We start from the raw sequence: 13,941 nt of genomic DNA, 5'->3' as shown, positions 1-13,941 counted from the left end.
GGAGGATCAATATGATAAAAAAAGTAATGGTCATGGCTTCACTGTCTGCTATAGTTGGCGGTGGGGTATACTATTTTCTTGTTAGCCCCAATATAAAGGAAAACACTGTATTAACAACTAAAGTGAATCCTACTATTGAATCGGAAGTACAAGGGAATATAGAAGAAAAAGAAGAGCAACAAATTGATTATGCTAGCATATCTCAAAAATTAGATCAATATTTAGTCGGAAAGCAATTCAATGGAACAGTTTTGGTAACAGATAAAGAGCATGTTATTTTGAATAAAGGATATGGGTATGCTGATGTTCAAAATAAAATTGAAAATACGCCTCAGACAAAATATCGTATCGGTTCTATTACGAAAACAGTGGTTGCCACATCTATTTTACAGTTGCAAGAACAAGGGAAATTGAATATTCAAGATAATGTAAATAAATATATTCCTTCATTTCCGGAGAATAAAAATATTACGCTATATCATTTATTAACGCATACCTCTGGTTTACCTGAACACGCAAAAGGCAATGTTAATGCTGCTTCCCGTTTACAGTTAATTAATTGGATTGGACGTCAAAATTTAGAATTTCCTGCAGGAACAGGTTGGAGATATACAGATTATAATTATATGGTGCTTGCTTATATAATAGAACATATATCGAAAAAACCTTTAGGAGATTACATAAAAGAAAATATATTTGTAAAAGCAGATATGTATGAATCCGGCATGGGAAATATGGTGCCTGGAGATAAAAATTTTACAAAGGGTTATGTGAAAAAAAATCAAGAGCTTGTACCAGCACAAAAGCTAGGCATGGATTGGCTATATGGTTGTGGTGAGATGTATACGACAGTTGGAGATATGAAGAAATTAGACGAAGCAATTATAAATGGAAAACTTCTTTCAGAACAAAGTATACAAACAATGTTTTCACCTTCAGCGGAACGGAAATATGCATTTAGTTTTTATATATATCCAGATTATTTTCATAATCATGGTGTATTATCTGGTTGGAACACTTTCAATAATTTTAATAAAGAAAAAGGAACTTTTGTTATGTTATTTTCAAATGTGAAAAATAGTATGGATGATGACTTTAATAAAGAGTTCCGAAAGATGGTAAATGATTTATTAGAACAAAGGGGATGAGAAAATGGAACATAAAACTTTATCAATAGGTTTCATTGGTATTGGCGTAATGGGAAAAAGTATGGTTTATCACTTAATGCAGGATGGTCATAAAGTATATGTATATAATAGAACGAAGGCAAAAACAGATTCTTTAGTACAAGATGGTGCACATTGGTGTGATACGCCAAAAGAGTTAGTGAAGCAAGTTGATATTGTAATGACAATGGTTGGATATCCACATGATGTAGAAGAAGTGTATTTTGGTATAGAAGGAATTATAGAACATGCAAAAGAAGGTACGATAGCAATTGACTTTACGACATCTACACCTACTTTAGCAAAACGTATTAATAAAGTTGCAAAAAGCAAAAAAATATATACGTTAGATGCACCTGTCTCAGGAGGAGATGTTGGCGCGAAAGAAGCAAAACTCGCAATTATGGTAGGTGGAGAGAAAGAAATATATGATAGATGCTTACCTTTACTTGAAAAGTTAGGAACAAACATTCAATTACAAGGACCGGCTGGGAGTGGACAACATACAAAAATGTGCAATCAAATTGCGATTGCTTCCAATATGATTGGAGTATGTGAGGCTGTTGCTTACGCGAAGAAGGCTGGACTGAATCCAGATAAAGTGTTAGAGAGTATTTCAACAGGGGCAGCAGGTAGCTGGTCATTAAGTAATTTAGCTCCTCGAATGTTAAAAGGAGACTTTGAGCCAGGATTTTATGTAAAGCATTTTATGAAAGATATGAAAATTGCTTTAGAGGAAGCAGAAAAATTACAATTACCAGTTCCAGGCTTAAGTTTGGCGAAAGAATTGTATGAAGAGTTAATTAAGGGTGGCGAAGAAAATAGTGGAACACAAGTATTATATAAAAAATATATAAGGGGGTAAACGAGGTGGACTTTCAAAAGTTTGATGAGATGATTGATACTTTACAGCGAGCTACTTGTATGCAAATCAATGAAAAACAAAAAGAAGCTTTTAAACAAAAATATGATTTTGAACCAGAATTTGAATATGGAAGAGATGAGAAGGGGCATTATGTAATTCGAACCTCAAAAAAGATGTTAGAAGAAATGGAGTTTTATTTGGCATTGAAATATGATCGTGATGGAGTGGATCTTTATATGCAAGCTGAGATTGATGGTATATTTCATGTATCTGTTAGCTATGGTGAAGATGCCCTACATCTACAAGAATTGTTTCAATTTCTAGAAGAAAATAAATAAAAGTCCTCATTTGAGGACTTTTATTTAGTCATCTTTAATTTTTATAATTATAAGTTAGAAGCACGGCGGCATCGTTCAACCGGGAACGGGATAATTTGTGCGATGTGATTAGGACCAAATTGTTTTGTACGAGCATGGCGTATTATATAAAAAGCACACAGAATTGAAACAGGAATAGCGCCGAATAAACCAAATAATAAAGCGCTTACACAAGATGCGACAAATCCTAAAACACCAATTTCTAACTCTTCCATAATAGCTCCTAAAATAACAGGAAATGCTCCACATGTAACTCCAAGTATAAGTGCGATAAGTAAGCTCATGATTATCCCCCTCTGTTTGCGATATTCTTTTCCTTCTTAGTTAATTGTAGTATATCACATATAAAACAGAATTTTCAGAAAAAATTCAATAAATGTTCAAAAAATGCACTTGAAAAAATCAAGGTGTTAAATTTGTGATGAAATGGTACTTTCAAGTAAATAAAAAATCAGGCTTATTTCAAAATGAAATAAGCCTGTTCCATAGGAGGATGTATATATGTAGAGTGAATAAAAGTTTGGAAAAGGGGATCCAAGTCCTTTTATTCAACTAACTACCTTAATAGATTGGAACCCAGCCTTCAGTTGTAACAAAAATACGAATAGCTACAACTTGGCGATCATCTTGCAAAGTAAAATAATGTCTTGCATTTTCAGGAACAGATATGAGATCACCTGGCTCAAGTTCAACGTCAAAGAATGTTCCGTCTTTTCCTTCAATGGCAAAGATGCCATGACCACTAACAATAAAGCGAACTTCATCATCAGTATGATGGTGTTCTTTTTGAAAATTAATTAATAGTTCGTCAAGGTTAGGTGTGCTATTTGAAAGTGAAATTACATCATGCGCTTTATAACCTCGGCGTGCTGAAACATCAGCAATTTCTTTTGAAAACACAGCTAATATTTCAGCTTTGTTTTCATCTGTTAAAGAATAATTTTCATTTAAATGAGTAGGAAGTTTAGAAATATTCCATTTCTCATATAAAACGCCTTCCTTTTGTAGAAATTTAGATACTTCCACTTCATTTTCAATGCGAGTATTTACTTCATGAATACGAATTTGCGCCATTAGAAACGCCTCCTTGAATTGATAATAGTTTTATATGAAATTGGAATAGAAACTCATAAGCTTCTAATCTCTTCTTTGCATCAAAGCTATCTCGGCCCCATACGGTAATACCGTGGTTACGAATCAATATTGCTCCCGAATCTCCTTGTATATGCTTTCGGAAGTTTTCTCCAAGTGTTGGGATATGGGCATGGTTTTCAATAATAGGAATTTGAATTGTTGCACCTTCTTCCCAAATATCGAGAGCTTTAATAATTTCTTGATTTTGAAGTGTGACTGCATCACTATATAAATTTGTGATGACATTATTATCAGTTGTATGAACATGAAGTACACACCCGGCATTCGTATTGTTATAAATGTGTGTATGCAATATTGTTTCTGCTGAAGGGCGTAATTCAGTCTCTAAAACGGGAACTCCTACATGATCTACTAATAGAAAATCATCTGGAGTGGTTTTTGTTTTATCTTTACCGCTTGCTGTAATAAGAAAAGTAAGTGGTTCATGACTAACCTTTATAGAAATATTACCACTTGTTGCCGGGAACCAATTTCGTGTTGTTAATTCTTTTTTTATCTCGCTCAAGTCATACCATTGACGAAAAAGTTGTTTCATAATTTCACCTCCAACAAAAGTTTTAATTCAGCTTGCACATCTTGAAATGTTTCAAACGGTGTATAAGCAATATGATTTTCTTCACACTTTGTAATAAGAAAATCGCGAGCGAATACTTTATCCGCTTGTTTCGCGGCTTGTAAATCAGTAATAGAATCTCCAATTACAATATGAAAGTCATTTGTATCACTTAATTTACGGATTAATGATGATTTACATAATCCGCAATGATTTTGGCAATGATCATCACAAGAATGAGGCCATTTAACTGTAATAAACTCTGCTGAAAAGTCTGTTTCATTACAATAAATTTGCTCTTTTGGAATGATTCCTTGTAAGAGTGGATAGACGAAGAAATCCATTCCACCTGATATCACGTAAAAAGAAATGTTATTTTCCTTTACGAATTGTATAAATTCATGAAAACCACTACGGATTTCAGCAGTTTCTATTAAAAATTGAATAATATCATCGTGCAGATTAGTAGGTATTAATTGAAATAATTGAGAAACACCTTCTTGAATGGATAGTTCTTGTGATAAAATTTTATTCTTTACTTCTTCGGCTTCTGGTGGTGCGAATTTTTCCATAATGGACATAATGTTATCATTATTTGTAATCGTGCCATCGAAATCACAAAATACTTGAATACTCATAGTTTCACCTCATGAGAGGGATTTCCCCATATTTGTAGTGCACTATGCAAATTTATGTCGTCTACTTCATGGAGCGGTTTATTTTGCAAAGTAGCATCAATTGCAGTACGGAAAGCTTTACCCCCGCCTTGCGCTCCATTTGGATGTCCGTGTATCCCGCCACCAGCATTAATAACAACATCTTTACCGAAATCTCGTACAATAAAGGGAACGAAACCAGGATGAATACCAGCAGACGGAACAGAAAAGCTCTTCTTGAAAAATGCATCGTCTTCAGTTAAATATTTTGAGATAGCAAGAGCCTCCTCTTTTTCTAGCGCAACACTTCCGTATGGAGATGGGAATAATGAAAAGTCAGCCCCAGCATAACGTAGTAGCTTTCCAAGTAATAATGGAGATGAAACTCCATATAACTTGGATGCTGAATAAGCACCACTTACAGCAGGATGTGCCATAATAGGAACTGGGATTTCATCATCTTCTGCAAGTGATTGTAGTACATCTAGTCCGTAAGCAAATGCGTTAAATAATAGAATATCAGCTCCAGCTTCTACTGCACGTTTTGCATTTTCTTTTAAATCAAAAGTTCGTCCTGTTAAATTTACGGCATATAACGTTTTATGTCCGTATGTTTCGTAGACAGATTGTAAAACTTCTTTTCCGGATACAATGCGTTTCGTAAGTGGTGTTAATGCATTTTCAAATAATATTTCATCATCTTTTACTATATCTACACCACCAATTGCTTGATCGCGTAATTGTGTTTTTAAATACCCAATGTTTCGTCCAATCATTCCTTTAAAAATACTCATTAAAAGGGGACGATCATGCACTTGTAAAAGATTTCGAATACCATCTATCCCGAATTTTGGACCAGGAAAATATTTTTTTAACTCGTCTGAAAAAGTTAAGTCAATTAATTTTACTTCGCCATCAAGTGATAGCTTTCCAAATGTAGTCGTTAAAATCGCTGGTAAATCTGGACTGAAGTTTAATAGCGGATATTCGATTTTAATAATTCCGCGTTTTACTTTTTTACGTAAATACGAATTGGTATGTTCATGTTCAGCTAATTCCTCAACATGAATGACGTTGCCTTTATGCTGCTTTAATTGTTCTTGCAATAAATGTGGCAAATGAGTCCAAGAGCCAATTGTTAAACCGAGTGCAATTTGTTCCGCCTTTTTTTCTAAGTGATGTGAATCATCATGAATTAAATATGTCGCTATAATTACGCTCATTGTTATAACCTCCTAGTTAAATAAAAAAACCTCTCAGCTAAGGAGAGGTTTTTTTACAACCAGCTCCTTATCTGTCAGCGTAATGCTGCGAGAATTAGCACCGTGTCTACAATTGTAGATCGGTTGCCGGGTTTCGTCGGGCTCGTCCCTCCACCTGCTCTTGATAAGAAGTATTTAGAAATGTTTAAATTTTTAAGATAACTGAATTTTGTCAGATATTTTTTATGTTGTCAATTACTTTTTGAAAAAATTCAAATTATCAATTCGATTAATGGCTTCTCGTAATCTATCTTCTGTATGCAAGAGACCAACGCGGACATACCCTTCGCCATGCTCACCAAATCCAACACCAGGAGCAACTGCAACATGTGCTTTTTCTAGTAAAATATCAGAAAATTGCTCAGAGGTATATCCTTTTGGAACAGGAAGCCATGCAAAGAATGACCCTGTTGGAATGTCTACATTCCAACCAATTGAGTGACAAGCTGAAATAAGAGCGTTTCGTCGAGATTCGTAACTATTTACAAGGTCTATTACGCAAGACTGTGAACTTAATAGTGCTTCGCTGGCAGCATCTTGAACTGCACCAAAAATACTAACATACATATGATCTTGTAATAAGTTAATGGTTTCAATGACACTTTCATTTCCTACTGCAAAAGCGATACGCCATCCAGCCATATTGAAAGTTTTCGATAGAGTGTAAATTTCAATACCTGTATTTTTAGCACCGTCTGCTTGTAAGAAACTCACGGGCTTTTGACCATCAAATCCAATAGCGCCGTAAGCAAAATCGTGAACAACTAATATATTATGTTCATTAGCAAAGTTAATGGTTGTATCAAAAAAATCTTTTGATGCAGTAGCACCGGTCGGATTATTTGGATAGTTTAAAAACATTAATTTTGCACGCTCGGCAATAGAGTCATCGATTTTCGTATAATCTGGTAAAAAATTATTTTCTGCAATAAGCGGCATTGTTTCAAATTGTGCTTTTGCTAAAGCAACTCCTGATAAATAATCTGGATAGCCTGGATCTGGAACGAGAATAGTATCACCAGGGTTTGTAAAACAAACTGGTAACTCTACTAATCCAGCCTTTCCCCCAAACAAAATAGCAACTTCTGTTTTTGGATTTACTACTACATCATATTCACGTTGATAGAATGTTGCCACGGCTTCTTTTAAACTTTCATGTCCGCGAAATGGCGGATATTTATGATGAATGGTCTTTTCTGCAGCATCTTGTAAAGCTTTTACGATATGCTGCGGTGTTGGTTGATCTGGATTACCTTGACCTAGATTAATAACATCGTGACCAGCTGCTACGACTTTGTTAACTTTTGCAACAAGTGAAGCGAAAAATTGTGTCGGCAATGATGTTACTATCTCAGAAGGTTGAAATAATTTCATACTTTCCACCTCTTTTGAAAGTTGTTACAATTCTAGTGACAAATGATATAATCTTTCCAGTATTTTGTAAAGAAAAAATAAGAATGGGGCTGACAAAATGAAAGTCGCATGTATTCAAATGGATATTGTTTTTGGAGATGTAGAAAAAAATATTGAGAATGCTAAAAATAAAATAAGCGAAGCTATGAAGGAAAGGCCAGATGTTATCGTCTTACCAGAATTATGGACAACAGGATATGATTTAACAAGACTTTCTGAAATTGCAGATAGGGATGGATTGGAAACGAAAGAAAAGTTAAAAGAATGGTCGAAACAATATGGTGTACATATTGTTGGTGGTTCCATAGCGAAGCAAACGGAACAAGGTGTTACAAATACAATGTATGTTGTAAACAAGGAAGGAGAACTAGTTAATGAATATAGTAAAGTACATTTATTTCAGCTTATGGATGAACATAAATATTTAATAGCTGGTAATGGTACGGGCGAATTTAAGCTAGATGATGTTGAATGCGCTGGAACAATTTGTTATGATATTCGTTTTCCAGAGTGGATGCGTGTCCATACTGTTAAAGGGGCAAAAGTATTATTTGTTGTAGCTGAATGGCCATTAGTTCGTTTAGCACATTGGCGTTTGCTATTGCAAGCAAGAGCAGTTGAAAATCAGTGTTATGTTGTTGCTTGTAATAGAGCAGGAAAGGATCCGAATAATGTGTTTGCAGGTCATTCTTTAATTGTGGATCCTTGGGGTGAAGTTGTAGTAGAGGCGAATGAAGAGGAATCAATTTTATTTGGAGAGCTTGTATTCGAGAAAATTAAAGAAGTACGTAAAGGAATTCCAGTTTTTGCGGATCGTCGTCCAGAATTATACAAATAAAATGTTGACAAGTGATTTTTATTCTTGGTATAGTCTTCAACATAAAGTTAAAAATTCAAAAAATTATATAACTCTTATCAAGAGCAGGTGGAGGGATTTGGCCCGATGAAGCCCAGCAACCGACCGTAATACCATTGTGAAATGGGGCGTTTATTACGCCAAAAGGCACGGTGCTAATTCCAGCAGAAAGTAAAACTTTCTGGCAGATAAGAGGGGAGAAGATAAACTTCAAACCTCTTTCTTAGTGAAAAGAGGTTTTTCTGTGTTAGAAAAACCTCTGAATTTAAAAAGGGGGAGAAGACGATGGGATATTATTCATTAACAGAAATAACAGCTGTACAATATGCGAAAGATCATGGCTATTTTGAAGCGAAGGCAAATGTCATTTGTCATGAAATTGGAGATGGAAACTTAAATTACGTGTTCAAATTAGATGATGGTGAGAAGTCTATTATAATAAAACAGGCACTGCCATATGCGAAAGTAGTTGGTGAAAGCTGGCCATTGTCTATAAAAAGAGCAACGATTGAAAGCAAGGCATTACAAATTTTTGCGCAGTATGTACCGGATTATGTTCCAGTAGTGTACAGTCATGATGAAGAGTTAGCGATAACGGTAATAGAAGACTTATCAAGACTAACAATTACAAGAAAAGGATTAATAGACGGAGAAGAATATCCGCTTTTATCCCAGCATATCGGCCGTTTTCTAGCACATGTTTTATTTTATACTTCAGATTTTGGTTTACAGTCAGAAGAGAAGAGGGTACTAGAAGGTACCTTTGTAAATCCGGACCTTTGTAAAATTACAGAGGATTTAGTGTTTACAGATCCGTTTGGACATTATGATACAAATGATTATGAGCCAGATTTACAGCTCGTGGTTGATGAACTTTGGAGTGATAAAACTTTAAAACTAAAAGTAGCACAATATAAATATAAGTTCTTAACAAGAAAAGAAACTCTTATTCATGGTGATTTACATACTGGTAGTATTTTTTCGTCACCTTCTGAAACGAAAGTGATTGATCCAGAATTTGCGACATATGGCCCATTTGGATTTGACATAGGTCAATTTATTGCAAATCTATTATTAAATGCTTTATCTAGAGAAGAAGAAAAAAGAAGTGTACTATTTTTCCATATAGAAAAGACGTGGAGTTATTTTGTAGAAACTTTTACAAAGTTATGGATTGGAGAAGGTGTAGAAGCATATACGAAAGAAAAACAATGGTTACCAATTATTTTGCAAAATATCTTTACTGATGCAGTTGGATTTGCCGGATGTGAACTAATTCGTAGAACAATTGGTTTAGCTCATGTAGCAGATTTAGATGAAATAGAAAATAAAGAAACAAGAATTCAAGCTAAGAAACAAGCGCTATCCTTAGGAAAAGAACTAATAAAATATGAATCTAAAAGTGCTGATATTCAACTGTTTCGAACATTATTTCAACAGACAGTTTCAAGGGGTGTAAAAGCATGAGTACAATCGTTACTGTTCCGAGATCTGTAAGTTGGAAAGGTGATGCAATTGCGGTATTAAATCAAACGAAATTGCCACATAGCACAGAATACAAAACATTAACGACTATTGAAGAGGTTTGGAAAAGTATCATAATGTTAGAAGTACGCGGAGCGCCTGCAATTGGAATTGTAGCTGCATTTGGCTTGGCGCTTGCAGCGAAAAAATATAATACTTTACATATCGAAGAATTTCAAAAGAAGTTTAATAGAGACTGTAACTATTTAGGGACATCACGCCCAACGGCAGTAAATTTATTTTGGGCAATTGATCGTATGAGAGAATCTATTCGAGAGATTACTACAATAAAAGAAGCACAAAAAATATTAGAAGAAGAAGCGCTTCGCATTCAGCAGGAAGATGAAGAGGTGTGTCGAAATATTGGGGAATATGCGTTAACATGTTTTAAAGATGGCGATAATATTTTAACAATCTGTAACGCTGGAAGTATCGCAACTGCCAGATATGGAACTGCATTAGCTCCCTTTTATATTGGAAAAGAGAAAGGTGTGCGTTTACATGCATATGCGTGTGAAACGAGGCCAGTTTTACAAGGTGGTCGCTTAACGACGTGGGAATTGAAGCAAGCAAATATTGATGTGACCCTTATTACAGATAATACTGCAGCTCATGCTATTCAAACGAAAGAAATAAACGCGATTATTGTGGGGGCGGATCGAATTGTCGCAAATGGAGATACAGCCAATAAAATAGGGACAATGAATTTAGCTATTTTAGCAAAGCACTTTAATATCCCATTTTACGTTGCTGCTCCACTGTCAACATTTGATGTTACGAAAGAAACTGGAGCCGAAATTATTATTGAAGAAAGAGATGAAACAGAAGTTACGAAAATCTTTGGAAAACAAGTAGCACCAATTGGAACGGATGTTTATAATCCAGCATTTGACATAACGCCGAATGAATTAATTACAGGAATTATTACTGAGAAAGGTATTATACGCGGGGACTATAAACGAGAAATTGCATCATTATTTGAAAAACAAGCTAATACATAATAGCTTGTTTTTTTATGCCTAAATGCAGTGTTTTCTCTTACTTATATAATGAAAGGAGGGGAAGAGGATGGAAGAGTGGATCAAGATGATAGGTAATGTAGGATTTCCGATTGTTGTAACATTATATTTACTTCACCGTATTGAAAGTAAATTAGATGGGGTAATTGTTGCAATTGAGAAGCTCCCGCGGCAATTACTAAAGTACGAAGATCCTCGCAATAAAAAATAAAGTTTGCTCTTCTTGAGCAAACTTTATTTTTTATTGAGCAGTATAACCACCATCTATAACAACAGCTTGTCCCGTTATACCTTTAGCTTTTTCACTCGCTAAAAACATCGCATAATCAGCGATTTCTTGTACTTGTAATAAGCGCTTTTGTGGGACGAGTGGATAAATAACATCTTCTAAAACATTTTCAAGTGGTACATTTCGTGTAGTAGCTAAGTCTTGTAGTTGATTACGTACAAGAGGGGTATCGACATAACCAGGGCAAAGGGCATTAACAGTAATACCATGCGTAGCACCTTCTAAAGCAGCAACTTTTGTTAATCCAATTACGCCATGTTTTGCACTATTGTAGGCAGCTTTTCCAGCAAATCCGACAAGGCCGTTAATAGAAGCGACATTAATAATACGACCATATTTTTGTTGTTTCATAATCGGAAAGGCATGCTTAATTGCGATAAACGGAGCAATTTGCATAATTTGAATTAGTAGCTCGAACTTTTCAGTTGGAAAGTCTTCAATGGGTGAAACGTGTTGCATTCCTGCGTTGTTAATTAATATATCTAATGAACCGAAATGATCAACTGTTTGAGAAATTGCTGCTGTAATTTCCTCTTCAGATGTAACGTCACATTTTAAACCGATAGCTTGAAAATCTTCATTTTGTAATTGTTCAGCAGCTTCTTTTGCACGTTCTTCAAGCCGATCGGTAATCACAACTTTTGCACCTTCTTTTGCAAAAGCCTTTCCCATTTCATAACCAATACCACTCGCAGCACCAGTTAAAAAGACAACTCGATTTGTAACCATGATGAAAAACATCCCTTCATAATAAAGTTTTCATAGTGCACTATTTAGAGAGGCTACAATGAAATTCCTGCAAACATTTGGAAAAAATATCGTTAGCTATCTTGTTTTGCAAAATAGTCTTTGCTATACTATTTTGTAAAGCAAGATACTTACGCTTATCTATCTTGTAAAACAAGATAGTAGGAGGATTTAAATTATGTCGACAAGTCAAATGCTGAAAGGGATTTTAGAAGGATGCTTACTTGCTATTATTTCTGAAGGCGAAATATACGGTTATGAAATGAGTGAAAAGCTAGCGAAGTATGGTTTTACAATGGCGAGTGAGGGAAGTATTTATCCGTTATTAATACGAATGCAAAAAGAAGGACTAATAACAAGCGTAATGAAGGAATCTCCATCTGGTCCAAAGAGAAAATATTATACATTAACAGAAAAAGGCGAGGAAGCACTTGATGAATTTATGGATCGCTGGGAAACGATGCAAAGTAGTGTAGAACGTCTACTTGAAGGGAAGGGGGGGGAAAATAATGCTATCAAATGAAGCACGAAAGTTTTTATTAGATATGAGATTATTTTTGACGGCAAAGAGTGTAAAAGAAAGTGATATTGAAAACTTTTTAGAAGATGCAGAGTTGCATTTAATAGAAGGTGAGAGTAAGGGGAAGAGTGTAGAAGATATTTTCGGAAGCTCACCGAAAGAATATGCAAATGAACTTGTAAAGGTAATGGAAAAGGATAGATGGGAAACGTGGAAGTAAATTGGTTTTACAGTAATGAATATCGTATCATTTTGGATTATTGCTTCTATCTTAATAGTGAATAACGGAATGTTACAGATTTCACTTATTCAGTGTATCGGTTATAGTTTTTCATTTATTTTAGTTGTTATAGGTCCTAATTTTCTACTTCGCAAAATGACCTTCGTAACAAGCTTTACAAAAACATGGTTTTCTATGTGGTCTCTAGTTATGATTACTCCAATGTTTTTATTAGGAGCTGTTACGATATTAGATGTGATATATCCGACAAAAATGCTCACATTCACCGAAGTGCAAAGTTATATAGTGGCTGGTGGGATTTTTATCATCACAGTAGCTATAAATATATATTTTGAAGGATGGTTTAAAAATTTATATTTAATCATTCCACTTTCAATTATGTTAGTGTTTAAAACATTTACATCGGAAGATCTCGTGCCAATGTTATTTCAAATTATATGTTTATATGGAAGTTTATTTATTTTAATTTTCGTTGAAATTATGATGAAGACGAATAGAAGAGAAGCGGTTTAATAAGGGAGGGATTATTATGAAGATTTCTAAAGAAGGGGAAAAGTTTTTAATCGATACGAAAGTGTATTTAATAACAAAAGGAATTAAAGAAGAAGATGTGGACGCCTTTCTAGAAGATGCAGAGCTTCATTTAATAGAAGGTGAGAAAGAGGGAAAGACGGTAAGTGATATATTTGGTGATTCACCAAAAGAGTATGCGGAAGAATTAGCGAAAGAGATGGAGAAGGATAAAAGCGGGAGAATAAAAAGTATCTTAGGAATGATAATTGGGATAGGTGGATATTGGTTACTTACAAATATTTTATTTGGAAATCCGAATCAACAATTTACATTAACAAATGTACAGTTAATTGGTTATCCAATCGTTTTAATTATTACGATTATTGGAACGATTGTTGCGTTTAGAATTTCTTCTTTTAAAAGTAAATTAGTAGAGTTTGGAATTATTTATGTAATAGTGATGATACCTATTTTATTATTGGTGTTATTAATGTTTATGAATAAATGGTATGGGACGCCAATTTTACAATTGTCGACAATGCAGACATATATATTAGCAGTAACTATATTTTTATTACTTCTTATTGGTGAAGTATATGTTCTTGGTTGGATAGGTGTTGTGGTACTAATTGTTCCTCTTGCAATTATGTTCTTATTTAAAGACTTAGAAGAAAGAAATGTATTTTGGGGAATTGCAAAGATCTTACTTATGTATGGAAGTATATATGGATTAATGAGATGGTCTTTAAAAATTGAAGAAAGAAAAAGTGTGAACTAGAAGTTCA

The 13,941-nt window shown here is 34.5% G+C and carries 16 protein-coding genes, 1 pseudogene and 2 riboswitches; of the genes and pseudogenes, 10 read left to right on the top strand and 7 right to left on the bottom strand.

Translation table 11 applies throughout. From position 1 onward, the window contains the following. The first annotated feature begins 11 nt into the window (after window positions 1–11). Genes AXW78_RS19225 through AXW78_RS19215 form a run of 3 tightly spaced genes read left to right on the top strand, consistent with a single transcriptional unit; the run spans window position 12 to window position 2,369 of the window. Window positions 12–1,148 carry a serine hydrolase gene (locus tag AXW78_RS19225; RefSeq protein ID WP_061884539.1) on the top strand — a complete coding sequence of 379 codons (1,137 nt, stop codon included), beginning with the start codon at window positions 12–14 and terminating at the stop codon, window positions 1,146–1,148. Window positions 1,149–1,152: 4 nt separating this feature from the next. Next, window positions 1,153–2,031 (top strand): NAD(P)-dependent oxidoreductase, encoded by an 879-nt coding sequence (locus AXW78_RS19220; protein ID WP_000400427.1) that lies wholly within the window; start codon window positions 1,153–1,155, stop codon window positions 2,029–2,031. Between the two features lie 5 nt (window positions 2,032–2,036). Next, entirely contained in the window at window positions 2,037–2,369 is a 333-nt protein-coding gene (locus tag AXW78_RS19215; RefSeq protein ID WP_000347327.1) for a DUF3909 family protein, read from the top strand. A 47-nt stretch (window positions 2,370–2,416) separates the two neighbouring features. Here the strand turns inward: AXW78_RS19215 and AXW78_RS19210 are convergent, their stop codons facing one another. The 6 genes from AXW78_RS19210 to AXW78_RS19185 form a co-directional block, all read right to left on the bottom strand. Continuing rightward, window positions 2,417–2,692 carry a hypothetical protein gene (locus AXW78_RS19210; protein WP_000054659.1) on the bottom strand — a complete coding sequence of 92 codons (276 nt, stop codon included), beginning with the start codon at window positions 2,690–2,692 and terminating at the stop codon, window positions 2,417–2,419. Window positions 2,693–2,969: 277 nt separating this feature from the next. Further along, window positions 2,970–3,482, bottom strand: coding sequence for a 1,2-dihydroxy-3-keto-5-methylthiopentene dioxygenase (locus tag AXW78_RS19205; protein WP_000057326.1), 513 nt, complete (start codon window positions 3,480–3,482; stop codon window positions 2,970–2,972). Continuing rightward, window positions 3,460–4,098, bottom strand: coding sequence for a methylthioribulose 1-phosphate dehydratase (locus tag AXW78_RS19200; RefSeq protein ID WP_000811342.1), 639 nt, complete (start codon window positions 4,096–4,098; stop codon window positions 3,460–3,462). Before AXW78_RS19200 ends, AXW78_RS19205 begins: the two co-directional genes overlap by 23 nt. Further along, the gene (locus tag AXW78_RS19195) at window positions 4,095–4,754 is read right to left on the bottom strand and encodes a 2-hydroxy-3-keto-5-methylthiopentenyl-1-phosphate phosphatase (RefSeq protein ID WP_000027462.1); all 660 of its coding nucleotides are present in this window, start codon (window positions 4,752–4,754) and stop codon (window positions 4,095–4,097) included. Before AXW78_RS19195 ends, AXW78_RS19200 begins: the two co-directional genes overlap by 4 nt. Continuing rightward, window positions 4,751–5,995: a 2,3-diketo-5-methylthiopentyl-1-phosphate enolase gene (gene mtnW / locus AXW78_RS19190; protein WP_061884538.1), complete on the bottom strand. Its 1,245-nt coding sequence runs from the start codon at window positions 5,993–5,995 to the stop codon at window positions 4,751–4,753. The genes AXW78_RS19195 and mtnW overlap by 4 nt, the downstream gene beginning before the upstream one ends. Window positions 5,996–6,059: 64 nt before the next feature. Next, a riboswitch (SAM riboswitch) is annotated at window positions 6,060–6,165 on the bottom strand. Between the two features lie 64 nt (window positions 6,166–6,229). Continuing rightward, window positions 6,230–7,408 carry a pyridoxal phosphate-dependent aminotransferase gene (locus tag AXW78_RS19185; RefSeq protein WP_061884537.1) on the bottom strand — a complete coding sequence of 393 codons (1,179 nt, stop codon included), beginning with the start codon at window positions 7,406–7,408 and terminating at the stop codon, window positions 6,230–6,232. 97 nt (window positions 7,409–7,505) lie between these two features. Here AXW78_RS19185 and AXW78_RS19180 point away from each other — a divergent pair, with 97 nt between their 5' ends. From AXW78_RS19180 to AXW78_RS19165, 4 genes are all read left to right on the top strand, one after another. Continuing rightward, entirely contained in the window at window positions 7,506–8,285 is a 780-nt protein-coding gene (locus AXW78_RS19180; RefSeq protein WP_002164162.1) for a carbon-nitrogen family hydrolase, read from the top strand. A gap of 71 nt (window positions 8,286–8,356) precedes the next feature. Next, a riboswitch (SAM riboswitch) is annotated at window positions 8,357–8,498 on the top strand. A 90-nt stretch (window positions 8,499–8,588) separates the two neighbouring features. Further along, a complete protein-coding gene (mtnK, locus tag AXW78_RS19175) occupies window positions 8,589–9,770 on the top strand; it encodes an S-methyl-5-thioribose kinase (RefSeq protein WP_061884536.1) in 1,182 nt (393 codons plus the stop codon). Then, window positions 9,767–10,828 carry an S-methyl-5-thioribose-1-phosphate isomerase gene (gene mtnA / locus AXW78_RS19170; protein WP_000104601.1) on the top strand — a complete coding sequence of 354 codons (1,062 nt, stop codon included), beginning with the start codon at window positions 9,767–9,769 and terminating at the stop codon, window positions 10,826–10,828. Before mtnK ends, mtnA begins: the two co-directional genes overlap by 4 nt. A gap of 67 nt (window positions 10,829–10,895) precedes the next feature. Beyond that, window positions 10,896–11,057: a YvrJ family protein gene (locus AXW78_RS19165; RefSeq protein WP_061884535.1), complete on the top strand. Its 162-nt coding sequence runs from the start codon at window positions 10,896–10,898 to the stop codon at window positions 11,055–11,057. A gap of 30 nt (window positions 11,058–11,087) precedes the next feature. Here the strand turns inward: AXW78_RS19165 and AXW78_RS19160 are convergent, their stop codons facing one another. Then, complete coding sequence (locus tag AXW78_RS19160; protein ID WP_000258426.1) at window positions 11,088–11,864, bottom strand: 3-hydroxybutyrate dehydrogenase; 777 nt, start codon at window positions 11,862–11,864, stop codon at window positions 11,088–11,090. Window positions 11,865–12,060: 196 nt separating this feature from the next. Here AXW78_RS19160 and AXW78_RS19155 point away from each other — a divergent pair, with 196 nt between their 5' ends. The 3 genes and pseudogenes from AXW78_RS19155 to AXW78_RS19145 all read left to right on the top strand — a co-directional run bounded on the left by AXW78_RS19155 (window position 12,061) and on the right by AXW78_RS19145 (window position 13,934). Continuing rightward, a complete protein-coding gene (locus AXW78_RS19155; RefSeq protein ID WP_061884534.1) occupies window positions 12,061–12,405 on the top strand; it encodes a PadR family transcriptional regulator in 345 nt (114 codons plus the stop codon). Further along, a pseudogene (locus AXW78_RS19150) lies at window positions 12,392–13,156 on the top strand (DUF1129 domain-containing protein). Before AXW78_RS19155 ends, AXW78_RS19150 begins: the two are co-directional and overlap by 14 nt. A gap of 16 nt (window positions 13,157–13,172) precedes the next feature. Continuing rightward, window positions 13,173–13,934 carry a DUF1129 domain-containing protein gene (locus AXW78_RS19145; protein WP_061884533.1) on the top strand — a complete coding sequence of 254 codons (762 nt, stop codon included), beginning with the start codon at window positions 13,173–13,175 and terminating at the stop codon, window positions 13,932–13,934. Window positions 13,935–13,941 lie beyond the last annotated feature (7 nt).

Source organism: Bacillus thuringiensis, from assembly GCF_001595725.1.
Lineage (GTDB): Bacteria > Bacillota > Bacilli > Bacillales > Bacillaceae_G > Bacillus_A > Bacillus_A thuringiensis_K.
This window is presented reverse-complemented; position numbering and strand designations above follow the sequence as displayed.

Coding starts and splice junctions, on each gene's coding strand:
- AXW78_RS19225 (WP_061884539.1), top strand. CDS start 12: ATGATAAAAAAAGTAATGGTCATGGCTTCACTGTCTGCTATAGTTGGC.
- AXW78_RS19220 (WP_000400427.1), top strand. CDS start 1,153: ATGGAACATAAAACTTTATCAATAGGTTTCATTGGTATTGGCGTAATG.
- AXW78_RS19210 (WP_000054659.1), bottom strand. CDS start 2,692: ATGAGCTTACTTATCGCACTTATACTTGGAGTTACATGTGGAGCATTT.
- AXW78_RS19205 (WP_000057326.1), bottom strand. CDS start 3,482: ATGGCGCAAATTCGTATTCATGAAGTAAATACTCGCATTGAAAATGAA.
- AXW78_RS19200 (WP_000811342.1), bottom strand. CDS start 4,098: ATGAAACAACTTTTTCGTCAATGGTATGACTTGAGCGAGATAAAAAAA.
- AXW78_RS19195 (WP_000027462.1), bottom strand. CDS start 4,754: ATGAGTATTCAAGTATTTTGTGATTTCGATGGCACGATTACAAATAAT.
- mtnW (WP_061884538.1), bottom strand. CDS start 5,995: ATGAGCGTAATTATAGCGACATATTTAATTCATGATGATTCACATCAC.
- AXW78_RS19185 (WP_061884537.1), bottom strand. CDS start 7,408: ATGAAATTATTTCAACCTTCTGAGATAGTAACATCATTGCCGACACAA.
- AXW78_RS19180 (WP_002164162.1), top strand. CDS start 7,506: ATGAAAGTCGCATGTATTCAAATGGATATTGTTTTTGGAGATGTAGAA.
- mtnK (WP_061884536.1), top strand. CDS start 8,589: ATGGGATATTATTCATTAACAGAAATAACAGCTGTACAATATGCGAAA.
- mtnA (WP_000104601.1), top strand. CDS start 9,767: ATGAGTACAATCGTTACTGTTCCGAGATCTGTAAGTTGGAAAGGTGAT.
- AXW78_RS19165 (WP_061884535.1), top strand. CDS start 10,896: ATGGAAGAGTGGATCAAGATGATAGGTAATGTAGGATTTCCGATTGTT.
- AXW78_RS19160 (WP_000258426.1), bottom strand. CDS start 11,864: ATGGTTACAAATCGAGTTGTCTTTTTAACTGGTGCTGCGAGTGGTATT.
- AXW78_RS19155 (WP_061884534.1), top strand. CDS start 12,061: ATGTCGACAAGTCAAATGCTGAAAGGGATTTTAGAAGGATGCTTACTT.
- AXW78_RS19145 (WP_061884533.1), top strand. CDS start 13,173: ATGAAGATTTCTAAAGAAGGGGAAAAGTTTTTAATCGATACGAAAGTG.